The sequence below is a fragment of the Pseudomonas veronii genome, from assembly GCF_002028325.1.
GTDB classification, from domain to species: Bacteria; Pseudomonadota; Gammaproteobacteria; order Pseudomonadales; family Pseudomonadaceae; genus Aquipseudomonas; species Aquipseudomonas veronii.
In genome coordinates this window covers 447,781-474,147 of record NZ_CP018420.1, presented here as the reverse complement: position 1 = coordinate 474,147, position 26,367 = coordinate 447,781, and the positions used below count along the sequence as shown (strand labels likewise).

At 62.0% G+C, this 26,367-nt stretch carries 27 protein-coding genes and 1 pseudogene; 21 read left to right on the top strand and 7 right to left on the bottom strand.

Features of this window, described 5'->3' with window-relative positions; all coding sequences use genetic code 11:
• The first annotated feature begins 138 nt into the window (after positions 1-138).
• From argS to PverR02_RS02115, 9 genes are all read left to right on the top strand, one after another.
• On the top strand, positions 139-1,875 hold the full coding sequence (gene argS, locus PverR02_RS02155) for an arginine--tRNA ligase (protein ID WP_057003632.1): 1,737 nt from the start codon (positions 139-141) through the stop codon (positions 1,873-1,875).
• Between the two features lies 1 nt (position 1,876).
• A complete protein-coding gene (locus tag PverR02_RS02150; protein WP_017849870.1) occupies positions 1,877-2,578 on the top strand; it encodes an SPOR domain-containing protein in 702 nt (233 codons plus the stop codon).
• Between the two features lie 272 nt (positions 2,579-2,850).
• On the top strand, positions 2,851-3,381 hold the full coding sequence (gene hslV / locus PverR02_RS02145) for an ATP-dependent protease subunit HslV (protein WP_010563201.1): 531 nt from the start codon (positions 2,851-2,853) through the stop codon (positions 3,379-3,381).
• A 38-nt stretch (positions 3,382-3,419) separates the two neighbouring features.
• Positions 3,420-4,757 (top strand): ATP-dependent protease ATPase subunit HslU, encoded by a 1,338-nt coding sequence (gene hslU / locus PverR02_RS02140; RefSeq protein WP_046384972.1) that lies wholly within the window; start codon positions 3,420-3,422, stop codon positions 4,755-4,757.
• A gap of 147 nt (positions 4,758-4,904) precedes the next feature.
• The gene (locus PverR02_RS02135; protein ID WP_017849872.1) at positions 4,905-5,282 is read left to right on the top strand and encodes a gamma-butyrobetaine hydroxylase-like domain-containing protein; all 378 of its coding nucleotides are present in this window, start codon (positions 4,905-4,907) and stop codon (positions 5,280-5,282) included.
• A gap of 249 nt (positions 5,283-5,531) precedes the next feature.
• Positions 5,532-7,211 carry a class II poly(R)-hydroxyalkanoic acid synthase gene (gene phaC, locus PverR02_RS02130; protein ID WP_017849873.1) on the top strand — a complete coding sequence of 560 codons (1,680 nt, stop codon included), beginning with the start codon at positions 5,532-5,534 and terminating at the stop codon, positions 7,209-7,211.
• A 163-nt stretch (positions 7,212-7,374) separates the two neighbouring features.
• Complete coding sequence (gene phaZ, locus PverR02_RS02125; protein ID WP_017849874.1) at positions 7,375-8,220, top strand: poly(3-hydroxyalkanoate) depolymerase; 846 nt, start codon at positions 7,375-7,377, stop codon at positions 8,218-8,220.
• 88 nt (positions 8,221-8,308) lie between these two features.
• Entirely contained in the window at positions 8,309-9,991 is a 1,683-nt protein-coding gene (gene phaC / locus PverR02_RS02120) for a class II poly(R)-hydroxyalkanoic acid synthase (RefSeq protein WP_079442680.1), read from the top strand.
• Positions 9,992-10,019: 28 nt separating this feature from the next.
• The gene (locus tag PverR02_RS02115) at positions 10,020-10,640 is read left to right on the top strand and encodes a TetR/AcrR family transcriptional regulator (RefSeq protein WP_017849876.1); all 621 of its coding nucleotides are present in this window, start codon (positions 10,020-10,022) and stop codon (positions 10,638-10,640) included.
• Between the two features lie 113 nt (positions 10,641-10,753).
• On the opposite strand, the gene PverR02_RS02110 is transcribed toward PverR02_RS02115, so the two are convergent.
• From PverR02_RS02110 to PverR02_RS02100, 3 genes are all read right to left on the bottom strand, one after another.
• On the bottom strand, positions 10,754-11,623 hold the full coding sequence (locus PverR02_RS02110; protein WP_079442679.1) for a phasin family protein: 870 nt from the start codon (positions 11,621-11,623) through the stop codon (positions 10,754-10,756).
• A gap of 12 nt (positions 11,624-11,635) precedes the next feature.
• A complete protein-coding gene (locus PverR02_RS02105) occupies positions 11,636-12,058 on the bottom strand; it encodes a phasin family protein (protein ID WP_046384976.1) in 423 nt (140 codons plus the stop codon).
• 104 nt (positions 12,059-12,162) lie between these two features.
• The gene (locus PverR02_RS02100) at positions 12,163-12,438 is read right to left on the bottom strand and encodes a polyhydroxyalkanoic acid system family protein (RefSeq protein ID WP_017849879.1); all 276 of its coding nucleotides are present in this window, start codon (positions 12,436-12,438) and stop codon (positions 12,163-12,165) included.
• A gap of 144 nt (positions 12,439-12,582) precedes the next feature.
• On the opposite strand from PverR02_RS02100, the gene ubiE reads away from it, so the two are divergent.
• The 12 genes and pseudogenes from ubiE (at position 12,583) to PverR02_RS02045 (ending at position 22,613) form a co-directional block, all read left to right on the top strand.
• Positions 12,583-13,353, top strand: a complete 771-nt coding sequence (ubiE, locus tag PverR02_RS02095; protein ID WP_017849881.1) for a bifunctional demethylmenaquinone methyltransferase/2-methoxy-6-polyprenyl-1,4-benzoquinol methylase UbiE — start codon at positions 12,583-12,585, stop codon at positions 13,351-13,353.
• The gene (locus PverR02_RS02090) at positions 13,353-13,976 is read left to right on the top strand and encodes a ubiquinone biosynthesis accessory factor UbiJ (protein WP_017849882.1); all 624 of its coding nucleotides are present in this window, start codon (positions 13,353-13,355) and stop codon (positions 13,974-13,976) included. Before ubiE ends, PverR02_RS02090 begins: the two co-directional genes overlap by 1 nt.
• Positions 13,973-15,577, top strand: a complete 1,605-nt coding sequence (gene ubiB, locus PverR02_RS02085) for a ubiquinone biosynthesis regulatory protein kinase UbiB (RefSeq protein WP_017849883.1) — start codon at positions 13,973-13,975, stop codon at positions 15,575-15,577. Before PverR02_RS02090 ends, ubiB begins: the two co-directional genes overlap by 4 nt.
• 41 nt (positions 15,578-15,618) lie before the next feature.
• A complete protein-coding gene (gene hisI, locus PverR02_RS02080; RefSeq protein ID WP_017849884.1) occupies positions 15,619-16,011 on the top strand; it encodes a phosphoribosyl-AMP cyclohydrolase in 393 nt (130 codons plus the stop codon).
• A 2-nt stretch (positions 16,012-16,013) separates the two neighbouring features.
• On the top strand, positions 16,014-16,346 hold the full coding sequence (locus PverR02_RS02075; protein ID WP_017849885.1) for a phosphoribosyl-ATP diphosphatase: 333 nt from the start codon (positions 16,014-16,016) through the stop codon (positions 16,344-16,346).
• A 25-nt stretch (positions 16,347-16,371) separates the two neighbouring features.
• Entirely contained in the window at positions 16,372-16,650 is a 279-nt protein-coding gene (locus PverR02_RS02070) for a twin-arginine translocase TatA/TatE family subunit (RefSeq protein WP_017849886.1), read from the top strand.
• Positions 16,651-16,660: 10 nt separating this feature from the next.
• Entirely contained in the window at positions 16,661-17,071 is a 411-nt protein-coding gene (gene tatB, locus PverR02_RS02065) for a Sec-independent protein translocase protein TatB (protein WP_017849887.1), read from the top strand.
• The gene (gene tatC, locus PverR02_RS02060) at positions 17,068-17,862 is read left to right on the top strand and encodes a twin-arginine translocase subunit TatC (RefSeq protein WP_017849888.1); all 795 of its coding nucleotides are present in this window, start codon (positions 17,068-17,070) and stop codon (positions 17,860-17,862) included. The genes tatB and tatC overlap by 4 nt, the downstream gene beginning before the upstream one ends.
• The gene (locus tag PverR02_RS02055; RefSeq protein WP_046490843.1) at positions 17,859-18,566 is read left to right on the top strand and encodes a 16S rRNA (uracil(1498)-N(3))-methyltransferase; all 708 of its coding nucleotides are present in this window, start codon (positions 17,859-17,861) and stop codon (positions 18,564-18,566) included. Before tatC ends, PverR02_RS02055 begins: the two co-directional genes overlap by 4 nt.
• A gap of 80 nt (positions 18,567-18,646) precedes the next feature.
• A pseudogene (locus PverR02_RS32980) lies at positions 18,647-19,705 on the top strand (methyl-accepting chemotaxis protein); the annotation flags it as partial.
• A complete protein-coding gene (locus PverR02_RS32975) occupies positions 19,691-20,563 on the top strand; it encodes a methyl-accepting chemotaxis protein (protein WP_371928175.1) in 873 nt (290 codons plus the stop codon). The pseudogene PverR02_RS32980 and the gene PverR02_RS32975, both read left to right, overlap by 15 nt.
• A 142-nt stretch (positions 20,564-20,705) precedes the next feature.
• Entirely contained in the window at positions 20,706-22,613 is a 1,908-nt protein-coding gene (locus PverR02_RS02045; RefSeq protein WP_079442677.1) for a methyl-accepting chemotaxis protein, read from the top strand.
• A 3-nt stretch (positions 22,614-22,616) separates the two neighbouring features.
• Here PverR02_RS02045 and PverR02_RS02040 read toward each other — a convergent pair whose 3' ends face one another.
• From PverR02_RS02040 to PverR02_RS02025, 4 genes are all read right to left on the bottom strand, one after another.
• The gene (locus PverR02_RS02040) at positions 22,617-23,351 is read right to left on the bottom strand and encodes an amino acid ABC transporter ATP-binding protein (protein WP_017849892.1); all 735 of its coding nucleotides are present in this window, start codon (positions 23,349-23,351) and stop codon (positions 22,617-22,619) included.
• A complete protein-coding gene (locus PverR02_RS02035; RefSeq protein WP_017849893.1) occupies positions 23,344-24,303 on the bottom strand; it encodes an amino acid ABC transporter permease in 960 nt (319 codons plus the stop codon). Before PverR02_RS02035 ends, PverR02_RS02040 begins: the two co-directional genes overlap by 8 nt.
• 208 nt (positions 24,304-24,511) lie before the next feature.
• Positions 24,512-25,309 carry a transporter substrate-binding domain-containing protein gene (locus PverR02_RS02030; RefSeq protein WP_046384982.1) on the bottom strand — a complete coding sequence of 266 codons (798 nt, stop codon included), beginning with the start codon at positions 25,307-25,309 and terminating at the stop codon, positions 24,512-24,514.
• Between the two features lie 220 nt (positions 25,310-25,529).
• Positions 25,530-26,330, bottom strand: a complete 801-nt coding sequence (locus PverR02_RS02025) for a transporter substrate-binding domain-containing protein (protein WP_046384983.1) — start codon at positions 26,328-26,330, stop codon at positions 25,530-25,532.
• Between the last annotated feature and the right edge of the window lie 37 nt (positions 26,331-26,367).

Here is a 26,367-nt window from a genome sequence, read left to right as displayed (position 1 = left end):
GCTCCTACAAGTGGGCAGGATGCCCTTAAAAAGCCCCGCAGGTCTGGAACGGTTGGCAAGCCCGCCCTCGCCACGGATAATGCCCAGTTTTTCCACCTGCGCATCGCGCGCCACCGCTTGCGGTCGAAAGAGAACACCATGAAAGACACCATTCGCCAGCTGATCCAACAAGCCCTCACCCAACTCGTCAACGAAGGTGTGTTGCCTGAAGGCCTGACGCCGGCGATCCAGGTGGAAAACACCCGCGACAAGACCCACGGTGACTTCGCCAGCAACATCGCGATGATGCTGGCCAAGCCGGCCGGCATGAAGCCGCGCGACCTGGCGGAGAAAATCATCGCCGCGCTGCCGGCCGACCCGCAGGTGAGCAAGGCCGAAATCGCCGGCCCGGGCTTTATCAATGTCTTCCAGAACACCGAGGCCCTGGCTTCGCGCCTGGACGCGGCGCTGGCCGATGCCAAAATCGGCGTGCGCAAGGCCGGCCCTGCCGAGCGCGTGGCCATCGACCTGTCGGCGCCCAACCTGGCCAAAGAGATGCACGTCGGCCACCTGCGCTCGACCATCATCGGCGACGGCGTGGCGCGGGTGCTGGAGTTTCTCGGCGACACCGTGATCCGTCAGAACCACGTCGGTGACTGGGGCACTCAGTTCGGCATGCTGATGGCCTACCTGCAGGAAAACCCGATCACCAGCAACGAGCTGTCGGACCTGGAAAACTTCTACCGCGCCGCGAAGAAGCGTTTCGACGAATCCGAAGCGTTCGCCGACCGCGCCCGTGGCCTGGTGGTCAAGCTGCAAGCCGGCGACACGGAATGCCTGGAGCTGTGGTCGCGTTTCCGCGATATCTCGCTGGCCCACTGCCAGCACATCTACGAACTGCTCAACGTCAAGTTGACCATGGCCGACGTCATGGGCGAAAGCGCCTACAACGACGACCTGATCAACGTGGTCAACGACCTCAAGGCCAAAGGCCTGCTGGTAGAAAGCAACGGCGCGCAGTGCGTGTTCCTCGAAGAATTCAAGACCGCCGAGGGCGAGCCGCTGCCGGTGATCATCGTCAAGGCCGATGGCGGCTACCTCTACGCCACCACCGACCTGGCCGCCGTGCGCTACCGCAGCGGCGTGCTCAAGGCGGATCGCGCGTTGTATTTCGTCGACCAGCGCCAGGCCCTGCACTTCCAGCAGGTGTTCGAAGTGGCGCGCCGCGCCGGTTTCGTCACGCACCCGATGCACATGGAACACATGGGCTTCGGCACCATGAACGGCGCCGACGGCCGCCCGTTCAAGACCCGCGACGGCGGCACCGTAAAACTGATCGACCTGCTGAACGAAGCCCAGGAACGTGCCTACAACCTGGTGAAGGAAAAGAACCCGGAGCTGGCGGACGCCGACCTGCGCAACATTGCCCGCGTGGTGGGCATTGGCGCGGTGAAATACGCCGACCTGTCCAAGCACCGCACCAGCGACTACAGCTTCAACTTCGAGCTGATGCTTAACTTCGAAGGCAACACCGCGCCGTACCTGCTGTACGCCTACACCCGCGTGGCCGGGGTGTTCCGCAAGCTGGGCAAGGACTTCAGCGAAGTGCAAGGGCAGATCGTATTGCAAGCGCCCCAGGAACAGGAACTGGGCGCCAAGCTGGCGCAATTCGGCGAAGTGCTGAACAGCGTCGGCGAGAAAGGCACGCCGCACATCCTCTGCACCTACCTGTACGAAGTCGCCGGGCTGTTCTCCAGCTTCTACGAGAACTGCCCGATCCTCACCGCCGACGACGAAGCCCACAAGCAGAGTCGCCTGCGCCTCGCCGCACTGGCTGGACGGACCCTCAAGCAAGGCCTGGAACTGTTGGGCCTGGAAACTCTGGAGCGTATGTAAGTTGGCTGCCAAGAAAAAACCTGCACCCAAGCGCGGCGCCAGCCGCTACCAGGCACCGGCGAAGAAGCCCATTCCGGGCTGGTTGTGGATGGCCATCGGCCTCACGGTCGGCGCGTTTATCGTATTCCTGATGAAGCTGGACCCCGGCCAGGGCGATGACGTCAAACGGGTCAAACAGGAGCAGCAAAAAGCCACGAAAATGGCCGAGGCCAACAAGACCGCGCCAAGCCCGACCGCGCCGGTGAAGCCCAAGTACGACTTCTACACCCTGCTGCCGGAATCGGAAGTGATCGTGCCGCCCGACGCCGTGCCGGAGAAAACCCTGCCGACGCCGCAAGTACCGACCACGCCGGTCACCCCGGCGGAAGCGGCCAAAATCGACACGGCACGGGCCCAGGCCGCGCTGGCCGGGATCACCCCGCCGCCACCGCCGCCGGTTGCGACCACCAAGGCCGCGCCGGTGACCAAGTTCTTCCTGCAGGCGGGCTCGTTCCCGAAACAGGCGGACGCCGATCGCGTGCGTGCACAGATCATCCTGCTGGGCCAGGCGGTCACGGTGGAGTCCGGCACGGTGAAAGAGGCAACGTGGTATCGCGTGTTGGTGGGCCCGTTCAGCAACCGTGAACAATTGACCGTGGCACAGAAACAATTGGCCGGCGCGGGCTTTAGCAACCTGTTGTTACAACAGCGCCAGAGCCGCTGACCTACAGCCAACACCAATCAAAATGTGGGAGGGGCGGTGCGACGATTCGACTTGCCCCCGATAGCGGTAGATCAGTCAATATTTTCGGCGACTGATACACCGCGATCGGGGGCAAGCCCCCTCCCACATTGGTTTTTGGCGGTTCTCGAGAGGGTGTCAGACCAATAGACACCATTCGTCCGTACCAACCTCCCAAGGTTGAAATCATCCCCGCTACCCCCATATCAGTTCCCACCAGGGCATTTTCGCCCCGCTGCGTGGAGACTCTCCCCTTGACCACCATCGTTTCAGTACGTCGCCACGGCAAAGTCGTCATGGGCGGCGACGGCCAGGTTTCCCTTGGCAATACCGTGATGAAAGGCAACGCGAAGAAAGTGCGTCGCCTGTACCACGGCCAGGTGCTCGCAGGCTTTGCCGGCGCCACCGCAGACGCCTTCACCCTGTTCGAACGTTTCGAAGGCCAGCTGGAAAAACACCAGGGCCACCTGGTTCGCGCCGCCGTCGAACTCGCCAAAGAATGGCGTACCGACCGCTCCCTCAGCCGCCTCGAAGCCATGCTGGCCGTTGCCAACAAAGACGCGTCGCTGATCATCACCGGTAACGGCGATGTGGTTGAGCCTGAACACGGCCTGATCGCCATGGGCTCCGGCGGTGGCTATGCCCAAGCGGCAGCCAGCGCACTGTTGAAGAAAACCGACCTGTCGGCCCGCGAAATCGTCGAAACCGCCCTGGGTATCGCTGGCGATATCTGCGTGTTCACCAACCACAACTTCACCATTGAGGAGCAGGACCTCGCCGAGTAAGCCGTAGGCTTATTCCCGCTTGAGGACCGCCAAACATTATGTCCATGACTCCCCGCGAAATCGTCCATGAACTCAATCGCCATATCATCGGCCAGGACGATGCCAAGCGCGCCGTTGCCATCGCGCTGCGTAACCGCTGGCGCCGGATGCAACTGCCGGAAGAACTGCGCGTTGAAGTAACGCCCAAGAACATCCTGATGATCGGCCCGACCGGCGTCGGTAAAACCGAAATCGCCCGGCGCCTGGCCAAGTTGGCCAATGCCCCGTTCATCAAGGTCGAAGCGACCAAGTTCACCGAAGTCGGCTACGTGGGCCGCGACGTCGAGTCGATCATTCGCGACCTGGCCGACGCTGCCTTGAAGCTGCTGCGCGAACAGGAAATGACCAAGGTCAGCCACCGCGCCGAAGACGCTGCCGAAGAACGTATCCTCGACGCCCTGCTGCCACCGGCGCGCATGGGGTTCAACGAAGACGCCGCGCCAGCCTCGGACTCCAACACCCGCCAGCTGTTCCGCAAGCGCCTGCGTGAAGGCCAGCTGGACGACAAGGAAATCGAGATCGAAGTCGCCGAAATGTCCGGCGTCGACATCTCCGCGCCGCCCGGCATGGAAGAAATGACCAGCCAGCTGCAGAACCTCTTCGCCAACATGGGCAAGGGCAAGAAGAAAAGCCGCAAGCTCAAGGTCAAGGAAGCGCTGAAACTGGTGCGCGACGAAGAAGCCGGGCGCCTGGTGAACGAGGAAGAACTCAAGGCCAAGGCCCTGGAAGCGGTCGAGCAGCATGGCATCGTGTTTATCGATGAGATCGACAAGGTGGCCAAGCGCGGTAACTCCGGTGGCGTCGACGTGTCCCGCGAGGGCGTACAGCGCGACCTGCTGCCGCTGATCGAAGGCTGCACCGTCAACACCAAGCTGGGCATGGTCAAGACCGACCACATCCTGTTTATCGCCTCCGGTGCGTTCCACCTGAGCAAGCCAAGCGACCTGGTGCCGGAGCTGCAAGGCCGCCTGCCGATTCGCGTGGAGCTCAAGGCGCTGACCCCGGGCGACTTCGAACGCATCCTCAGCGAGCCGCATGCCTCGCTCACCGAGCAATACCGCGAGCTGCTGAAAACCGAAGGCCTCGCCATCGAGTTCCTGCCGGACGGCATCAAGCGCCTGGCGGAAATCGCCTGGCAGGTCAACGAGAAGACCGAGAACATCGGCGCCCGTCGCCTGCACACCTTGCTGGAGCGCCTGCTCGAGGAAGTGTCGTTCAGCGCCGGCGACCTGGCCGGTGCGCAGAATGGCGAAGCGATCCAGATCGACGCCGCCTACGTCAACAGCCACTTGGGCGAATTGGCGCAGAACGAAGATCTGTCTCGCTATATCCTGTAAGCCTCACACAGCACTGCTTTGCTTCAATGTGAGAGGGGGCTTGCCCCCGATAGCGGTGTGTCAGTCAGCATACATCTGTCTGACCGACCGCCATCGGGGGCAAGCCCCCTCCCACATTTTGAAGCCGGTTTATTCAGGATCTCATCAATGTCGAAATTTCCTACTGCTGTAAACCTGCACAAAACCTCCAACACCCTCGGCCTCACCTACGGGCCCGACGAGGCCTACCAGTTGCCCGCCGAATTCCTACGGGTACATTCGCCTTCCGCCGAAGTCCAGGGCCACGGCAAACCCATCCTGCAATTCGGCAAGCTCAACGTGCGCTTGAACAAGATCGAACCGGCCGGTCAGTACGCACTGAAATTGATCTTCGACGACGGACACGACAGCGGATTGTTCACCTGGGACTACCTCTACCAATTGGCCGTGCGTCAGGATGCGCTGTGGACCGATTACCTCGCCGAACTCAAAGCGGCCGGAAAAACCCGCGACCCGGATCAGTCAGTCGTGCGGCTGATGCTCTAGCCCAGGCTTCTTGCGCTTTAGAGGGCATTTTCTAATTCCATCTGCTTGAATGCCCACTCCTGTGGCCAACGATTGGCCCGCTTGCGAAAAAAATTAAACTCGGGTAACCAATGGAACTGGCAAGTTCCCTGCATTTGACGATGCGGTATCAACGGTCACCCGAGTCGCAGTACCTGGCTTGTGTTGTGTATCGAAACGTGGTGCGCAGCGGTACCCGGTACTCGTCTTTCGGACAATGGAGCGTCGTAGATGAGTAACAAGAATAACGATGACTTGAAACGCCAGGCCTCGGAAAACACCTTGGGGCTGAACCCGATCATCGCGTTACGTAAAAAGGACTTATTGGCCTCAGCGAAGATGGTGCTGAGCCAAGCCATCAGACAACCGTTGCACAGCGTCAAGCATGTTGCCCACTTTGGCGTCGAATTGAAAAATGTGATGTTCGGCAAATCCGCGCTGGTGCCCGAAAGCGATGACCGTCGCTTTCACGACCCGGCCTGGAGCCAGAACCCACTCTACAAGCGTTACCTGCAAACCTACCTGGCGTGGCGCAAGGAACTGCACGACTGGATCGGTGACAGCAACCTGTCGGAACAGGACATCAGCCGCGGTCACTTCGTGATCAACCTGATGACCGAAGCCATGGCCCCCTCCAACACGGCGGCCAACCCGGCGGCGGTCAAGCGCTTCTTTGAAACCGGCGGCAAAAGCCTGCTCGACGGCCTGTCCCACCTGGCCAAGGACATGGTTCACAACGGCGGCATGCCGAGCCAGGTCAACATGGGCGCGTTTGAGGTCGGCAAGTCCCTGGGTACCAGCGAAGGTTCGGTGGTGTTTCGCAATGACGTGCTGGAGCTGATCCAGTACAAGCCGATCACCGAACAGGTCCACGAACGCCCGCTGCTGGTGGTGCCACCGCAGATCAACAAATTCTATGTCTTCGACCTGAGCCCGGATAAGAGCCTGGCGCGCTTCTGCCTGCGCAACGGCCAGCAGACGTTTATCGTCAGTTGGCGCAACCCGACCAAGGCCCAGCGCGAGTGGGGCCTGTCGACCTATATCGAGGCGCTCAAGGAAGCGGTCGATGTGGTCACCGCGATTACCGGCAGCCAAGACATCAACATGCTCGGCGCCTGCTCCGGCGGCATCACCTGCACCGCCCTGCTCGGCCACTACGCGGCGCTGGGGGAGAAGAAGGTCAACGCCCTGACCCTGCTGGTGAGCGTGCTGGACACCACCCTGGACACCCAGGTGGCGCTGTTCGTCGACGAGCAGACGCTGGAAGCGGCCAAGCGCCACTCCTACCAGGCCGGCGTGCTGGAAGGCCGCGACATGGCCAAGGTGTTTGCCTGGATGCGCCCCAACGACCTGATCTGGAACTACTGGGTCAACAACTACCTGCTGGGCAACGAGCCGCCGGTGTTCGACATCCTGTTCTGGAACAACGACACCACGCGCTTGCCGGCGGCATTCCACGGCGACCTGATCGAACTGTTCAAGAACAACCCACTGGTGCGCGCCAATGCCCTGGAAGTGTGCGGCACGCCGATCGACCTCAAGCAGGTCACGGCCGATATCTACTCATTGGCCGGCACCAACGACCACATCACGCCGTGGCAGTCCTGCTACAAGTCGGCGCAGCTGTTTGGCGGCAAGGTGGAGTTTGTGCTGTCGAGCAGCGGGCATATCCAGAGCATCCTCAACCCGCCGGGCAACCCCAAGGCGCGCTACCAGACCAGCGACGGCCTGGCGGGCAAGCCGCTGGAATGGCAGGAAAATGCGACCAAGCACACCGACTCGTGGTGGTTGCATTGGCAGGCGTGGCAGGCGGAGCGGGCGGGCAAGTTGAAGAAGGCACCGACGACATTAGGCAATAAAACCTACGCCGCAGCCGAAGCGGCACCGGGTACCTATGTGCATGAACGCTAGAGCACACTTTTTTGGGATTGAAATGAGATCAAATGTGGGAGGGAGCTTGCTCCCGATAGCGGTGTATCAGTCACCAGATCCATTGACTGACCGAACGTCATCGGGAGCAAGCCCCCTCCCACACTGACCTCACTCGGACTGCAATACTTCACAGGGCTTGAGCATGCCGCAACCGTTCATCTTCCGCACCATCGACCTGGATGGCCAGACCATCCGCACGGCGGTACGCCCGGGCAAGTCGCACTTGACGCCACTGCTGATCTTCAACGGCATCGGCGCCAACCTCGAGCTGGTGTTTCCGTTCGTCCAGGCCCTGGACCCGGACCTGGAAGTGATCGCCTTCGATGTGCCGGGCGTGGGCGGCTCGTCGACACCCAAGCGGCCGTATCGCTTTCCCGGCCTGGCCAAGCTCACCGCGCGTATGCTCGATTACCTGGACTACGGCCAGGTGAATGCGGTGGGCGTGTCCTGGGGCGGCGCGTTGGCGCAGCAGTTTGCCTACGACTACCCGGAGCGCTGCAAGAAGCTGATTCTCGCCGCGACCGCCGCCGGTGCGGTGATGGTGCCGGGCAAGCCGAAAGTGCTGTGGCTGATGGCGAGCCCGCGGCGCTATATCCAGCCGTCTCACGTGGTGCGTATTGCACCGATGATTTATGGCGGTTCGTTCCGCCGCGATTCGAACCTGGCCGCCGAACACGCGAGCAAAGTGCGCTCGGCCGGCAAGCTGGGTTACTACTGGCAACTGTTCGCCGGGCTGGGCTGGACCAGCATCCACTGGCTGCACAAGATCCGTCAGCCGACCCTGGTGCTGGCCGGGGACGACGACCCGCTGATCCCGCTGATCAACATGCGGATGCTCGCCTGGCGCATTCCCAACGCACAGCTGCACATCATCGATGATGGCCACCTGTTCCTGATCACTCGCGCCGAAGCCGTGGCGCCGATCATCATGAAATTTCTCGAGGAGGAGCGCCTGCGGGCGGTGATTCATCCCCGTCCGGCGGTGTAAGGACCACACCGCCGCGCAACTTGCCGAGAACCGACTATGGTTCTGAATTGGCGTGCCTGTTGATGACTTGACGAAGGAGTGTTGGCTCATGCGAGAACGACCCGTGACGAACCCGGCGCCCACCCCTGCCGCGTTCATCAATGCGCAAAATGCGATCACCGGCCTGCGCGGCCGGGACTTGCTGTCGACCCTGCGCAGCGTCGCCGCCCACGGCTTGCGCAACCCGGTGCATACCGCTCGTCATGCCCTGGCCCTGGGCGGTCAACTGGGGCGCGTGCTGCTGGGCGAAACCGTGCATGAACCCAACCCCCACGACAGCCGCTTCATCGACCCGACCTGGGCCCTCAACCCGCTGTACCGGCGCAGCCTGCAGGCGTACCTGAGCTGGCAGAAGCAAACCCGCAGCTGGATCGATGACAGCACCCTGAGCGCCGATGACCGCGCCCGCGCGCACTTCGCGTTCACCCTGATCAACGATGCGGTATCGCCCTCCAACACCTTGCTCAACCCGCTGGCCATCAAGGAACTGCTCAACTCCGGCGGTAACAGCGTGGTGCGCGGCGTGAGCAACCTGTTCGAAGACATGCTGCACAACAACGGCCTGCCGCGCCAGGTCAGCAAGCACGCCTTTGAAGTGGGCAAGACCGTCGCCACCACGCCAGGCTCGGTGGTGTTTCGCAATGAGCTGCTGGAGCTGATCCAGTACAAGCCCATGAGCGAAAAGCAGTACGCCAAGCCCCTGTTGATCGTGCCGCCGCAAATCAACAAGTACTACATCTTCGACCTGAGCCCGGCCAACAGCTTCGTGCAGTACGCCCTGAAAAACAGCCTGCAGACCTTCATCGTCAGCTGGCGCAACCCGGATGTGCGCCACCGCGAATGGGGCCTGTCCACCTACGTGGCCGCGCTGGAGGAAGCACTCAACGTCTGCCGCGCAATCACCGGCGCCCGCGAGGTCAACCTGATGGGCGCCTGCGCCGGCGGCCTGACCATCGCCGCGCTGCAAGGCCACCTGCAAGCCAAGCGCCAGTTGCGCCGCGTCGCCAGCGCCAGCTATCTGGTGAGCCTGCTCGACAGCCAGATCGACAGCCCCGCCACCCTGTTCGCCGACGAGCAAACCCTGGAAGCCGCCAAGCGCCGCTCCTACCAGCAAGGCGTGCTGGACGGTCGCGACATGGCCAAGGTATTTGCCTGGATGCGCCCCAACGACCTGATCTGGAACTACTGGATCAACAACTACCTGCTGGGCAAGGAACCGCCGGCCTTCGACATCCTGTACTGGAACAACGACAACACGCGCCTGCCCGCCGCCCTGCATGGCGACCTGCTGGACTTCTTCAAACACAACCCGCTGAGCCGTCCCGGTGGCCTGGAAGTGTGCGGCACGCCCATCGACTTGCAGAAGGTCACGGTGGACAGCTTCAGCGTGGCCGGGATCAACGACCACATCACGCCATGGGACGCGGTGTACCGCTCCACGCAGTTGCTGGGCGGCGAGCGGCGCTTCGTGCTGTCCAACAGCGGGCATATCCAGAGCATCCTCAACCCGCCGGGCAACCCCAAGGCCAACTACGTCGAGAACCTCAAGCTGAGCAGCGACCCACGCGCCTGGTACTACGACGCCAGCCACGTCGAAGGCAGCTGGTGGCCCGAGTGGCTGGCGTGGATTCAAGCGCGCTCGGGCGTACAACGCGAAACCCTCACCGCCCTGGGCAACCAGAATTACCCACCGATGGAAGCAGCGCCAGGCACATACGTGCGGGTCCGCTGAGCTCAACGATCCTATTTAAGAAGACCGGATGAAAACCCGCGACCGTATCCTTGAATGTGCCCTGCTGTTGTTCAACCACAAGGGCGAACCGAACGTGTCGACCATGGAGGTGGCCAATGAAATGGGGATCAGCCCCGGCAATCTCTACTACCACTTCCATGGCAAGGAACCGCTGGTGCTCGGGCTGTTCGAGCGTTTCCAGAGTGAGCTGGCGCCCCTGCTCGACCCACCGCCGGGCGCGCAACTGGAGGCCCAGGATTACTGGCTGTTCCTGCACCTGATCGTCGAGCGCATGGCCCATTACCGGTTCCTGTTCCAGGACCTGTCGAACCTGGCGGGGCGCCTGCCGAAACTGGCAAGGGGCATTCGCCACCTGCTCACGGCGCTCAAGCGCACCCTGGCGTCATTACTCGCACGGCTGCAGGCGGCGGGGCAGTTGGTCAGCAGCACCCAGGCGCTGGGCCAATTGGTGGAGCAGATCACCATGACCCTGCTGTTTTCCCTGGACTACCAACGCATTCTCGACCGTGAAGGCGAGGTGCAGGTGGTGGTCTACCAGATCATGATGCTCGTCGCGCCGCACCTGTTGCCAGCGGCGCGGGAAACCACGGAGCGCCTGGCGCTGCGCTATATGGACGATCCGGGTTAAACGTGTGCCTTACAGGCACTGCGCGAGAACCGTGCGGCAATCGAATGGACTGACCGATCATAAAAACGCCCGACCTTCACAGGCCGGGCGCTTTTTCAGGTGCCCCGAAAAGATCAGGACTGACTGGATGGCGTCGGGGTTACCGATGCGGCAGTCGGTGCAGGCGCAGCGGTCGGCGCGGCTGCCGAGTTGGCGCTGGAAGCGGCGAGTGCCGCAGGCGCAGGCTTGGCGGCCACGGCCGGCTTCGCTGCTGCGGGCTTTTTCGCGGCTACCGGCTTCTTCGCGGCGGCAGGTTTGGCCGCTGCAGGTTTGGCGGCGACCGCTTTAGCGGCGGGTTTGGCAGCAGGCTTGGCAGCGGCTTTAGCGGCCACTGGTTTAGCGGCTGGCTTGGCCGCAGGTTTGGCCGCTGCAACTTTCGCCGCTGGCTTGGCCGCAGGTTTAGCCACGGCTTTGGCTGGCGCTTTGGCCGCAGGTTTGGCAGCCGGCTTGGCGGCGGCTTTGACCAGTGGCTTGGCGGTCGTTTTCGCAGCCGGTTTGGCGGCAGCGGTTTTAGCGGCAGGCTTGGACGCAGCAGCCTTCACCGGGGTGACTTTGGCACCGGTGAGTTTTTCGATTTGCTTGGTCAGGGTCTCGACCTTGCTGTGCAGTGCTTTCACTTCAGCACGGCTGGGTACGCCCAGTCGCGAAATCGCACTGTTAAGGCGCTTGTCGAAAGTTTCTTCCAACTTGTTCCAAGTCTCGGAAATGCTCGACTTGGCGGAACCGGCGCTGGCCTTGGCCGCATCGACTTTTTTACCCACGGTGCTTTTGGTCAACTTCTCGGCCTTCTCGCCGTCTTTAACCAACGTCTCGAAGAGTTTGCTGCCGTCACTGTCGATCTTCGAGTAAACGCCTAAACCAGCCAGCCAGATCTTGCGGGAATATTCTTCAACTTTCCCGACCCACGAGCTGCCTTCTTTCTGAGTAGTCTTTTTAACAGCCATCCCGATGTCTCCTTAGTGTTTACGCGCGACACGTTCGAGCAATGCCGTCAGCTCTTCGAGCTTAGCAGAGAGTGTCTCCACGTCATGTTTAGACGCAATGCCGATTCGATTCAAGGCACTTGCAACACGAGTGTCAAAAGCTTTTTCAACTTTATCCAGTTGAACTTCAACCCGGCCTTTGACGCTGGAGAGATTACTCTTTACTTGGTCAATCTGACTGTTGGCAGCATCAAGTTGTTCAACGGCAACTTTTTTACCTTTACTTTCAACATGTTGCCCAGTCTTTACCAGCTCTTTGAAGTACGCGCCGCCCTCGTTTCCGACCCTGGCATAGGCACCCAGGCCTGCCAGCCAGATCTTGCGGGCATAGGTTTTAACCTCGTCCAGGGCGTGGCTCGGGGCGTCGATTTTTTTCTTCAGGGTAACTTTGGCCATGGTGCACCTCACGCAAAAAGGGTGGAGGAACGGCCCGCAGAAGTTGAGGGCTTGGGCACAAAGTAGGCAGAAAAATTAGAATCGGCACCCTAACAACAGTCGGATCAGGCCAAGGCTTTATCCAGGGCTTTCTCGATTTCAGTCTTGATGGTGCCACTCATGGCCGACATCAGCAGGCCCAGTTCCACATCGATACGCAACAGATCAGCGGCGACCTGCACCGTGCCTTTAACCCCCGAACGCTTGAGGTTCAACGTATCGCCAGACCACGAAGGCTCCAGGCCATATTGATCCTGGAGTTTCTGTGCCAGCTTCTCGGCCTTCGCCCGTGCGCCTTCTTTACCCAGGGTGTGTGCACGTTCAACAGTGATACGGGCCATTGCAACGACTCCTCTTTATAACGACTTGAACACCTGCCATGCGGCAAAAGGTCTCGGTGAGCACCTATCTTACCTTCAGCCTTGCCAAGACAAAGCAGGCCTTGGGGATTATCATGTCCCGCATTCTCTTTTGGTGACAGCGATATGACTGATCAGCGCAAAGGCAGCGATGCCGAACCCACCACTCACTTCGGCTTCAAGAACGTCCCGGAAAGCCAGAAAGCGCAGAAAGTCGCTGAAGTGTTCCACTCCGTTGCGGCCAAGTACGACCTGATGAACGACGTGCTGTCCGGCGGCATGCACCGCCTGTGGAAGCGCTTCACCATCGAACTGTCGGGCGTGCGTACCGGCAACCGCGTGCTGGACATCGCCGGCGGCACGGGCGACTTGGCGGCCAAGTTCTCCAAGCTGGTCGGCCCGACCGGCCAGGTGGTGCTGGCGGATATCAACGGCTCGATGCTCAAGGTCGGCCGCGATCGCCTGCTCGACAAAGGCGTGGCCGGCAATATCGAATTCGTCCAGGCCGATGCGGAGAAGCTGCCGTTCCCCGACAACCATTTCGACTGCGTGACCATCGCCTTCGGCCTGCGCAACGTGACCCACAAGGAAGACGCGATCCGCTCGATGCTGCGCGTGCTCAAGCCCGGTGGCCGGCTGTTGGTGCTGGAGTTCTCCAAGCCGACCAACGCATTGATGTCCAAGGTCTACGACACCTACTCGTTCGCCTTCATGCCGTTGATGGGCAAGCTGATCACCAACGACGCCGAGAGCTATCGCTACCTGGCCGAATCGATCCGCATGCACCCCGACCAGGAAACCCTGAAGTCGATGATGGTGGACGCCGGTTTCGACCGCGTGACCTACCACAACATGACCTCGGGCATCGTCGCCCTGCACCGCGGCATCAAGCCCTGATGCTGTTCCAAGGCCTGCTCGCCAGCGTCGAACACGGCGTCAACCGCGTGCTGCGCCTGGACAGCACCGCCCTGGCGCGGCTGGCGCACTTGAACGGCAAGATCATCGCCGTCGATTGCACGAGCCCCGCCTTGCAGCTGTTTATCCTGCCCAGCGACGAAGGCCTGTTGCTCGCGACCCATTGGGCCGCCGAGGCCGACTGCACCCTGCGTGCGCCGGCCTCGAGCCTGTTGCACCTGGCGCTGAGCCGCAACAAGACCGCCATCCTCCACGGCCCCGAAGTGGCGCTGGAAGGCGACAGCGCGGTGCTGATGGACCTGGCCGCCGTGCTGCAGGACCTGGAACTGGACTGGGAATACGAACTGTCGCGCTGGATCGGCCCCGTGCCCACCCAGTTGATCAGCGGCCACCTGCGCAGTCGCACGCGCTGGTACCAGCAGGGGTTCGCCAGCCTCAACCAGAACCTCGCCGAATACCTGAGCGAAGAATCGCGCACCCTGGTCGGACAACGGGAAGCGCAAGCGCGCTTTCGTGAACTCGACAAGGCCAAAATCGACCTGGAACGCCTTGAGGCCCGCTTCGAGCGCCTGAGCCGTTCCCTTGATCCAAGCGATAACGCATGAAGCTGCTCGCCGTCCGCCGTTTGTTCCGTATCCAGCGCGTCGTAATCCGCTACCGCCTCGATGACCTGCTGTTCGCCCTGCCGTTGCCGTGGTTCCTGCTTGCCGTGCGCTATGTGCTGCCGTGGCGCTGGTTCCCGCGCAAGCCGCTGGACCTGAGCCGTGGCGCGCGCCTGCGCCTGGCCTTGCAGGATCTGGGGCCGATCTTTATCAAGTTCGGGCAGATCCTCTCGACCCGTCGCGACCTGCTGCCCGAAGACATCGCCGACGAACTGATGCTGCTGCAAGACCGCGTGCCGCCGTTCGATTCGCAGCAGTCGATGAAGCTGATCGAAGAGCAGTTGGGCCGGAAGATCAGCGACGTGTTCAGCCGTTTCGACGTCGAGCCCCTGGCCTCGGCCTCGGTGGCGCAAGTGCATGCGGCGCAGCTCAAGACCGGCGAAGAAGTGGTGGTGAAGGTGATTCGCCCGGGCCTCAAGCCGATCATCGGCCAAGACCTGGCGTGGCTGTTCATTCTCGCCCGCGCCGCCGAACGCTTCTCCGCCGACGCGCGCCTGTTGCACCCGGTGGACGTGGTCGCCGACTACGAAAAAACCATCTACGACGAACTCGACCTGCTGCGCGAAGCGGCCAACGCCAGCCAGCTCAAGCGCAACTTTGAAGGCTCACCGCTGCTATATGTGCCGCAAGTGTACTGGGACTGGTGCCGCCCTAAAGTGTTGGTGATGGAGCGCATCTACGGCGTGCAGGTCACCGACCTCGCGACCCTGGCCGACCAGCGCACCAACATGAAGATGCTCGCCGAGCGCGGCGTGGAGATCTTCTTCACCCAGGTGTTCCGCGACAGTTTCTTCCACGCCGACATGCACCCCGGCAATATCTTCGTCAGCACCCTCAACCCGTGGAGCCCGCAGTACATTGCGATCGACTGCGGCATCGTCGGCAGCCTGACCCCGGAAGACCAGGACTACCTGGCGCGCAACCTGTTCGCCTTCTTCAAGCGCGATTACCGCCGCGTGGCGCAGTTGCACATCGATTCGGGTTGGGTGCCGGCGGAAACCAAGCTCAACGAATTCGAAGCGGCGATCCGCACCGTGTGCGAGCCGATCTTCGAAAAGCCGCTGAAAGACATTTCCTTCGGCCAGGTGCTGATGCGCCTGTTCCAGACCGCGCGGCGCTTCAATATGGAAGTGCAGCCGCAGTTGGTGCTGCTGCAGAAAACCCTGCTGAACATTGAAGGCCTGGGCCGCCAGCTGTACCCCGACCTCGACCTGTGGAACACCGCCCAGCCGTTCCTCGAACGCTGGATGCGCGAGCGGGTCAGCCCGAAAACCCTGCTGGGCAACCTGCAGAGCCAGGTGGAGCAACTGCCGCACCTGGCCAACATGACCCGCGACCTGCTGGAACGCATGTCCCAGCCCCACGCCAAAGACCCGACGCCGCCGTGGCACACGCGCAAGGACGACTGGTTCCTGCGCCTGCTGGGCGCCGCGCATCTGGTCGGCGGGGTGATGCTGGCCATCGGCGGGCCGCTGAATCAACTGGGCCACTGGCCGGCCGGCATCATGGTCGCCGTGGGTGTTTATCTGATCGTGCGTCGGTAGCCAATCCGGTTATACACTGTCGCAAATTGCCGGAGCCGAAGATGAAAGACTGGCTGGATGAGATCAAGTGGGACAGTGACGGCCTGGTGCCGGCCATTGCCCAGGACTACAAGACCGGGCGCGTGCTGATGATGGCCTGGATGAACCGCGAGGCCCTGAGCCTCACCGCCGCTGAGCAGCGCGCCATTTACTGGTCACGTTCGCGTGGCAAACTGTGGCGCAAGGGCGAAGAGTCCGGGCACGTGCAAACCCTGCACGAGATACGCCTGGACTGCGACGCCGACGTGGTGATCCTCAAGGTCGAGCAGATCGGCGGCATCGCCTGCCACACCGGCCGCCACAGCTGCTTCTATCGCGTGTTCGAGAACGGCGAGTGGAAGGTTGTGGAGCCGGTACTCAAAGACCCGCACGCCATTTACTCGGCAGGACACTGAATATGAGCGATACCCTGAACCGTGTGGCCCAGGTGCTGGAAGAGCGCAAAGGCGCGGATGCCGAAAGCTCCTACGTCGCCAGCCTGTACCACAAGGGCCTGAACAAGATCCTGGAAAAACTCGGCGAAGAATCCGTCGAGACCATCATCGCCGCCAAGGATGCCGAGATCAGCGGCGACTGCAGCGATGTGATCTACGAAACCGCCGACCTATGGTTCCACAGCCTGGTCATGCTCGCCCAACTGGGGCAGCATCCGCAGGCCGTGCTGGATGAACTGGACCGTCGCTTCGGCTTGTCCGGGCATGCCGAAAAGGCCTCGCGCCCGTCCGCCTGAATAACTTTTACAGAGGAATTGCAGCATGGGCATTTTTGACTGGAAACATTGGATCGTCATCTTGGTGGTGGTCGTTCTGGTATTTGGCACCAAGAAACTGAAAAACCTCGGCACCGACGTGGGCGAGTCGATCAAGGGCTTTCGCAAGGCCATGAACGACGACGAAAAACCCGCCGAACCCGCCGCCAACCCGGTGCCGCCGGCCCAACCGGTCCACCCGCAGGCGACCCAGCCGATCACCGAGCGTCGCACCTTCGACGTGCAGGCTGAAAAAGTCGAAGAGCCGATCCGCAAAGACTCGTGAGCACTGACTAATGTTTGGTATCAGCTTCTCTGAACTGCTGCTCGTCGGCCTCGTGGCCTTGCTGGTACTCGGGCCGGAACGCCTGCCCGGTGCCGCGCGCACGGCCGGCTTGTGGATCGGGCGTCTGAAACGCAGTTTCAACGCCATCAAACAGGAAGTTGAACGGGAAATCGGCGCCGACGAAATCCGCCGCCAACTGCACAACGAACACATCCTGTCGTTGGAGCAGGAGGCGCGCAATATTCTGACGCCGGTGCAGGAGCAGGCAAAGCCGGTGACACCGGTGGCCGAACACAGCATTGCGCCCACGCCCGTTGTTGAAGCAGCGCCCGCTACCCCGACCGCTCCAACCGAGCCAGCGCCGACGCCAACCGCGCCGCCCGCTCCCCATGACCCTACATTGCCGCCGCGAGCCCCATGAGCGCTGATAAACCGGAAAACGACCAGCACATGCCACTGGTCTCGCACCTCACCGAGCTGCGTACCCGCCTGCTGCGTTGCGTGGCGGCGATCTTCGTGATCTTTGCCGGGCTGTTCGCCTTTACCCAGCAGATCTACACCTTCGTCTCCACGCCACTGCGCCATTACCTGCCGGCCGGCGCGACGATGATCGCCACCGACGTGTCGTCGCCGTTCCTGACGCCGTTGAAGCTGACGATGATGGTCTCGCTGTTCCTGGCGATCCCGGTGATCCTGCACCAGATCTGGGGCTTCATCGCCCCCGGCCTGTACAAGCATGAGAAGCGCATCGCGGTGCCGTTGCTGGTGTCGAGCATCCTGCTGTTCTACACCGGCATGGCGTTCGCTTACTTCCTGGTGTTCCCGCTGATCTTCAAGTTCTTCGCCGCCGCCACCCCGGCCGGCGTGGAGATGATGACCGACATCACCAGCTACCTCGACTTCGTGATGACGCTGTTCTTCGCCTTCGGCGTGGCCTTCGAAATTCCGGTGGCCGTGGTGTTGCTGGTGTGGATCGGCGTGGTCAACGTGCAGTACCTGAAGAAGATCCGTCCCTACGTGGTCATCGGCTGCTTCGTGGTCGGCATGATCCTGACCCCGCCGGACATCTTCTCCCAGACCCTGCTGGCCGTGCCGATGTGGATGCTGTTCGAGATCGGCATCCTGTTCAGCAGCCTGATCACCAAGCGTGGCGAACACCCCGACGACCAAGCCGCCGACGACAACGACCAGCCGCCAGCGACCCAGCCGTGAACCTGTTGCTGCTTGAAGAGGCCGACTTTATCGCGGCCGACCGGGTGGTCCTGCGTGACCGGCGCCTGGTGCATATGCAGGACGTCCACCGCGCGACGGCGGGCGACAACCTGCGGGTCGGGCGTATCGGCGGGCTGATGGGCAATGCCCAAGTGCTGCGCCTGGAAGCCCACGAAGCCGAGCTGCAAGTGGCCTTCGACCTGCCGCCGCCGGCCAAACTGCCGCTGACCCTGCTGCTGGCCCTGCCACGCCCGAAAATGCTGCGCCGGGTGCTGCAGACCGTCGCCGCCATGGGCGTGCCGAAGGTGGTGCTGGTCAACAGCTACCGCGTGGAAAAGAGCTTCTGGCAAACCCCCTTCCTAGAGCCCGAGGCGATTCGCGAGCAATTGATCCTCGGCCTGGAACAGGCGCGCGACACAGTGCTACCGGAAATCGTCATCGAAAAACGCTTCAAGCCCTTCGTCGAAGACCGCCTGCCCGCCATGACCGCAGGCACCCTCGGCCTGATCGGCCATCCCGGCGATTACCCGCCGTGCCCGCGCGGTCTGGACGAGCCGGTAACCCTGGCCATCGGCCCGGAAGGCGGCTGGATACCCTACGAGGTCGACCTGCTGAGCAAGGCCGGCTTGCAACCGGTGCAACTGGGTGCGCGCATCCTGCGCGTGGAAACCGCCGTCACCGCCCTGCTCGCCCGACTGTTCTAGCCACCCATCCCTACAGATTCCTGCTGCGCTGCCGATAACCTTCGAATAAGTCCAAGCCTTGTTCCACGGGAGTTCGCAGCATGCATCGTTGGTTAGCCGAAAAGCTGGGGAATGTCAGCGTCAACCACAAACTGGGCGTAGGCTTTGGCCTGGTGTTGCTCCTCACCTTGTTGATCACCTTCACCGGCTGGACCGGCCTGGGCGATGTGGCCAGCCGCGGCGACAAACTGGGGTATATCTCCAGCCTCAATGTCTTGACCAAAGACCTGCGTATCGCCCGCCTGGACTATGAAATGCGCCGTGGCGAACAAGGCACGGCGGCCGTCAGCGAGCTGCTGAACCGCCTGGACAGCGGCATGAAGACCGCCCGCACGCTGATCGAACAACCCGCCGACATCGCCCTGATCGATGAACAATTGGCCGCCGTGGACCAATACAAACGCGCATTCAGCGATATGGCGCAAGCCGGGGCCAACCGTGAGGATGCGCGCAGCAAGCTGGGCAATACCGCCGACAATGCGGTGCTCAAGGTGACTGAAGTCGAGAAGTCCCTGCTGCAAAGCGACAGCGTCACCCAGTTCAATAGCGTGGTCGACCTGAGCAAGCTGATCCAGCAAGCGCGCTTCCAGGTCCGCGGTTACACCTACAGCGGCAAGGTCGAGGCTGAGCAACCCGCGCTCGACGCCATCGACAACGCGCTGAAGAAGATCACTGAACTGCAAGGCTCATTGCAGGAGCAATACCAGGCCAACCTGCAGCAGGCCAGTGTCTCGCTGCAAGCCTATCGCGCCGCCGTCAGCCAGTTCCGCGATTCCCAGGTGGCCACCGCCGTCGCACTCAAAACCATGAGCGCGCAAGGCGATGTCCTGCTGAACCGCAGCGATAAACTGACGATTTCCCAGACCGCTGTGCGCGACACCGATGCCGCCCAGGCCAAGTACCTGCTCCTGCTGGCCACCGTGCTGGCATTGATCTTTGGCCTGGTGGCCGCCTGGGCGATCACCCGTCAGATCGTCATCCCGCTGAATCAGACCCTCAAGGTGGCCGAGCGCGTTGCCTCCGGCGACCTGAGCCACGACCTGACGTCCACGCGCCAGGACGAACTGGGCCAACTGCAACGGGCCATGCAAAGCATGACCGTAGGCCTGCGCGAATTGATCGGCGGCATCAGCGACGGCGTCACCCAGATCGCCAGCGCCGCCGAGCAATTGTCGTCGGTCACCGAGCAGACCAGCGCCGGGGTCAACAATCAGAAAATCGAGACCGACCAAGTCGCCACGGCCATGAATGAAATGGCCGCGACCGTGCAGGAAGTTGCGCGCAACGCCGAGGAAGCGTCCGAAGCCGCAGTTGCAGCGGACCAGCAGGCCCGCGAAGGCGACAAGGTGGTCGGTGAAGCCATCGCCCAGATCGAACGCCTGGCCACCGAAGTCGGCAACTCCACCGAGGCCATGGGCCATCTCAAGCGCGAAAGCGACAAGATCGGCAGCGTGCTCGACGTGATCAAGTCGGTGGCCCAACAAACCAACCTGCTGGCGCTGAACGCCGCGATTGAAGCAGCGCGTGCCGGTGAAGCCGGGCGCGGCTTCGCGGTGGTGGCCGATGAAGTGCGCAGCCTGGCCCAGCGCACGCAAAAATCCACGGAAGAGATCGAAGAGCTGATCGTCGGCCTGCAAACGGGCACCCAGCAAGTGGCGACCATCATGGACAACAGCCGTGGGCTGACCGACAGCAGCGTCGAATTGACGCGCCGCGCCGGCAGCGCCCTGGCGAACATCACCCGTACCGTATCGACGATCCAGGCGATGAACTCGCAGATCGCCACCGCCGCCGAGCAACAAAGCGCCGTGGCCGAAGAGATCAACCGCAGCGTGCTGAACGTGCGCGATGTGTCGGAACAGACGTCCTCGGCCAGTGAAGAGACCGCCGCCTCCAGCGCCGAACTGGCGCGCCTGGGCATCTACCTGCAAACCCTGGTCGGACGTTTCCGCATCTGACCGGGCTGGGCGGCGACCCATCCGGGTCGCCGCACTTCAGCATCTTGTGAAATTTCCTACACGCTTATCAGCCCGCCCTCACCCCAAATCGTTTTAGCGTTTGCCTTGTTGCGCAGCGCTTTTTCAGATTTGGAGGTTCATCATGTTTCCTCGGCTGACCCGCTTGCTGGTCAACGCCAGCGTCCGACTCAAACTCGCCCTGGGTTTTGGCCAGGTGCTGGTCCTCAGTTTCATCATCGCCATGACAGGCTGGCAGGCCTTGAATGCCGCACTGTTCCGCTCCAGCAACCTGACGGTGCTGGGCCAACTGGCCGCCGACGCGGAGGCCATGCGCGCCAACCGCATCGTGTACCGAACGCTCACCGACACGGCCAGCCTGGGCAAAATGACGCGGCAGATCGAAAAAATCGACCAGCACCTCGACTACCTGTCAAAACACATGAAAGACCCGACCGACCTGCAGCGTCTCGAGGAAGCCGAACGCCTGGTGGCCGCCTTCAAAGCGGTGCTGGTGGAGTTGCCGCCGTTGATCGAACAGCGGGAAAACGCCCGGCCGCCGCTGCAAAAAGCCGCCCTGCAAGCCAGCGACACCCTCGCGCAACTGGCCAGCGAACTGCCTGACCAGCAAGACCAGCAGGCGCTCGACGCCATCGAAGATCTGCGCCAGGCCATGGAACAGGCCGAAGATCGCGCGCGCAGCCCCGCCTGGGCCGCCGAGTCGTTGCAGGCCTATGCCGAAGCGGTGGGCAAGGCCCTCGACGCCCTGGACGTCGCTCAAGTCGCCGTCACCAGCCTGCCCGTGGACGCCACCCTGCTCAAAACCGACCTCGCGCAATACCGTGCGCTGCTGACCACGCTCAAGCAGGCACAACTCGACACCGAGACTGTACAAAACCGCTTTGAACAACAACTCAATCAGTTGCTGGCGCAAAGCGATCTGGTCAGCCAGGGCCAGGCGTTCAAACGCGACCGGGAAGCGCAGCACACCCGAACCCTGCTGATCAGCGTCACCCTTGCCGCCCTGCTGCTGGGGGCCTTGGCGGCCTGGTGGATCGCCCGGCAAATCGCCGTGCCGTTGCGCGAGGCCTTGGCCGTCGCCAACCGCATTGCCGCGGGCGACTTAAGCGAAAACCCCGCCGTGGAGCGCCGCGATGAACTGGGCCAGTTGCAGCAGAGCATGGCGCAGATGATCCGCAACCTGCGTGGCCTGATCAGCGGCATCGGCGACAGCGCCCGGCAAATCGCCAGCGCGGCTATGCAGCTATCCACCGTCACCGAGCAAACCCGCGCCGGGGTCAACAACCAAAAGGACGAAACCGACCAGGTGGCCACGGCCATGAATGAAATGCTCGCCACCGCCCAGGAGGTCGCCCGGCATGCCGAGCAAGCGTCGATCGCGGCGAGCGAAGCCGACCAACAGACCCACCTCGGCGACAAAGTGGTTGCGCAGGCGGTGGAGCAGATCGGCCACCTGGCCAGTGAAATGGCCCTGTCCAGCCGGGCGATGCTGGCGTTGCAGCAGGAGAGCCAACAGATCGGCAGCGTGCTCGACGTGATCAAGTCAGTCTCCCAGCAGACCAACCTGCTCGCCTTGAACGCCGCCATCGAAGCGGCGCGCGCGGGCAGTGCCGGGGAAGGTTTCGCGGTGGTCGCCGATGAAGTGCGCAGCCTGGCCCTGCGCACGCAGGAATCGGCCGAGGAAATTGAAGGACTGATCTTGCGTCTGCATACCGGCACCCAGCAGGTGGCGGACATCATGGACAGCAGTCGCAGCCTGACGGACAACAGCGTCAGCCTGACCCGCGACGCCGGCGACGCCCTGGCGGCCATTGCGCGCACGGTGTCGGTCATCCAGGAAATGAACCCGCAGATTGCCGCCGCCGCCGAGGAACAAAGCGCGGTGGCCGAGGAGATCAATCGCAGTGTGTTGAAGGTGCGCGATGTGTCCGAGCAAACCGCCGCGGCCAGTGAAGAAACGGCGGCGGCGAGCGCTCAGTTAAGCCAGTTGAGCCTGGATTTGCAGACACTGGTCGGCAAGTTCAGGCTCTGAGGCTCACAGCACCTGGCGCAGGAAGGCCTGGGCTCGCGGGTCTTTCGGCGCATCGAAGAACTCGGCCGGGGACGCGTCTTCGAGCAGCTTGCCGTGATCGAAGAACAACACCCGGTCCGCCACTTCACGGGCGAAGCCCATTTCGTGGGTGACGCAGACCATGGTCATGCCTTCCAGGGCCAGGGTTTTCATGACGTCGAGCACTTCGCCGACCATTTCCGGGTCGAGGGCCGAGGTGGGCTCGTCGAATAGCATCACCTTGGGCTCCATCGCCAGCGCGCGGGCTATCGCCACCCGCTGCTGCTGGCCGCCGGACAGACGCGAGGGAAACTCGTTGGCCTTTTGCGCGATGCCGACCTTTTCCAGCAACGCCAGGGCCTTGGCTTCACGCTCTTTTTTGCCGCGCTTGCGCACGACTTTCTGCGCCAGGCACAGGTTCTCCAGCACGGTCATGTGGGGGAACAGGTTGAAGTGCTGGAACACCATGCCGACTTCGCGGCGGTAGGCGTTCACGTCGGTTTTCGGATCGGCCAGTTGCAGGCCGTCGATGCTCACCGACCCCGAATCGAACTCTTCCAGGCCGTTGAGGCAGCGCAGGAAGGTCGACTTGCCGGAGCCGGACGGGCCGATCACCACCAGCACTTCGCCCTTGGCGACCTGGGTGGTGACGTGGTCCACCGCGCGCACCACATGGCCACGGGTGTCGAAGACTTTTACCAGATCGCGGACTTCAATCACTTTGCGCGAGCCTCCGCTCAAGCCGGCTGGCCATTTTCGACAGCGGCAGGTTGATCAACAGGTACAGGCCTGCCACGCAGAACAGGATTTCAAACGGCGAAAACGAAGTGGTGATGACTTCGCGGCCGCTCTTGAGCAACTCGGTGATCGCGATCACCGACACCAGCGAAGTGTCTTTCACCAGGCTGATAAATTGCCCGGCCAGGGGCGGCAGCACGCGCTTGAACGCCTGCGGCAGCACCACATGGCGCATCGACTGGCTGGCACTCAAGCCCAACGAGCGCGCGGCTTCGTTCTGGCCACGGGTGATCGACTGCACACCAGCGCGGACGATTTCTGCCACATAGGCCCCGGTGAACAGCGACAGCGCGGCGATCCCGGCAAACTCCCGGGACAGGTTGAGCACCGTGCCGATAAAGAAATAGAAGATGAAGATCTGCACCAACAGCGGCGTGCCGCGCACCAGTTCGACGTAGATCGTCGACAGATCGCGCAAGGTCGGGTTGCTGGACAGCCGGCACAGGCCCGTCGCCAGGCCAATCGCCAAACCCAGCACGCCGGACACGAAGGACAGCCACAAGGTGGTCCACAAGCCCCACATCAACGGGCCCAGCGCCCACTGCCGGGTCACGCCCACTACATCGCCTTCCGCCACGTCATCGCCGCGCGCCACTTTCAGGCTGTTGTCGGCCACGCTGAGCTTTTGCTCCGTGCCCGCGTCGTTGCGCAGGGTGACTTCGGCCACATCGCCTTTGCGCACCAGCTCGACAACGGTGGAGATATCCGCCGCGCGCTGCGATGTTTCGGCCTGATAGGCGAAATATTGCGGTACGCGGTTCCAGCGCCATTCGTAGGACATCAGCGACGTGGCGTAGTACAAGGCGCCCGCCAGGCCGACGAGCACGACCACAGTCAGCAGGTGCCAGGGCCATTGGGCTTTTTTCTGTTTCATTACTCAACATCCAAAAGGGTCGGGTAAGCCCCCACCTTTGTGGCGGGCGGGCTTGCCCTAATGCCATTCAGTCAAGGCATTTTGTAGGAGCGAGCTTGCTCGCGAAAAACTCAAAGACACCGCGTTTATTCAGCAAGCCAGCGTTATCGTTGACGGCCTTCGCGAGCAAGCTCGCTCCTACAGAAAGCAGGAGCCATAGGAGCCGGCGTTATTCCATGTCCTTGAGCCACTCGGAGCTCTTGAACCACTTGTCATGGATGCGATCGTAGGTGCCGTCGTTCTTGATCTGGTGCAGGAAGTTGTTGATGAAGTTGATGCTGTCGTAATCGCCTTTCTTCAGACCGAAGGCCAGCGGTTCAAAGGTGAAGGGTTCTTCGAGGAACACCAGCTTGCCATTACCGACTTTCTTCTCGGCGACGACGTTGTACGGCGCGTCATACACAAAGGCATCGGCCTTGCCGTTGACCACGTCCAGCACGCCTTCCTGTTCGTTGTCGTAGCCGTGGTACTTGGCCTTGGAGATCAGCTTCTTGGCGACCATCTCGCCGGTGGTGCCGAGCTTGGAGGTCAGGCGGTATTTCTCGTCGTTCAGGTCTTTGTAGGACTTGATGGTGCCTTCCAGGTCCTTGCGGATCAGCAGGGTCTGGCCAACCACGATGAACGGTTCGCTGAAGTTCAGGCGCAGGTTGCGTTCCTGGGTCAGGGTCATGCCGCTGCCGATCATGTCGAACTTGCCGGTGAGGAAGGCCGGGATGATGCCGTCGTAGCCGGTGGACACCAGCTCCAGCTTGACGCCCATGGACTTGGCCATGGCCTTGAGGATGTCGACTTCGAAGCCGATGATTTCACCACGCTTGTCGGTCATTTCGAATGGCATGTAGGTCGGGTCCATGCCGACTTTCAGCGTGCCGCGCTTGACCGCATCATCGATGGCCCCGGCCTGAGCCACATTGGCCGCGACCAGCGCGGTGACGCCGAGCAGCAGCATCGAAAGATACTTTTTCATCATCAAGTCCCCTGAACGATTCTTATGAAGTCGGCGCGCAAAAAGGGCTGCACCATTTCGGGGTGCGATCCTAACCCACTCGCTGCCCGGTACAAAGGTTTCACCGGTAATAGTTGTCGAGGTATGTCGGAATAGCCCTACAGCACTGCGGCAAAGCGCAGACGTAGACACTTCATTGTCGGGCGAGGGCAATTGATTGATGTGTAAGTAGGTATGACTTTCAGTCGACCTCGGCCATCCAGTCGGTGTCCTTGAACCACTTGTCGTACAGCCGATCGTAGGTGCCGTCCTGGGCCACTTGGTTGAGGAAATGGTTGATCCAGTTCAGGCTGTCGTAATCGCCTTTTTTCAGGCCGAACGCCAGGGGCTCGTAGGTGAAGGGTTGCTCCAGCGCCAGCAATGCCTGGTTTTCCGGCCGGGTCATAGCGATCAGGTTGTAAGGCGCATCATGAATAAACGCATCGGCCACCCCGCTCACCACCTGGCGCACCCCTTCCTCCGGCGTGGCGAAACTGCTGAGCCGAGCCGCCCCCAGAAACCGCTGCGCCGCCGCCTGCGCGGTAGTGCCTTCGGTGGTGGCGATGCGGTAGCCGGCCTCGTCCAGGTCTTCAATGCTGGCGACCTTGCCGGCCAGGCGCGGATGCAGCAACACCGTTTGGCCGACCACGATAAACGAGTCGCTGAAATTCAGCTTGAGGTTGCGCTCCTGCGTGACGGTCATGCCGCTGCCGATCAGATCGAATTTCCTTGCCATCAGCCCCGACAGCAACTCGGTGTACGGCACCGCCACCAGCTCAAGCTCGACCCCCAGGGCGCGGCTCATCGCGTGCAGCAAGTCGACTTCAAAACCGACGATACGCCCCTGTTTATCGGTCATCTCAAACGGCACGTAAGTGGGCGTGGTGCCGACTTTCAGCACGCCACGCCGAACGGCGTCGTCCAGCGCGCCGGCCTGCACCAGAGCACCGTGAATCAATGCGACAGCGCCCATCAGCAATGCCGAACAATACCTTTTGATCATGAATCCCCCTGTGCTCGAGTCAAATTTCGGGGGGCGA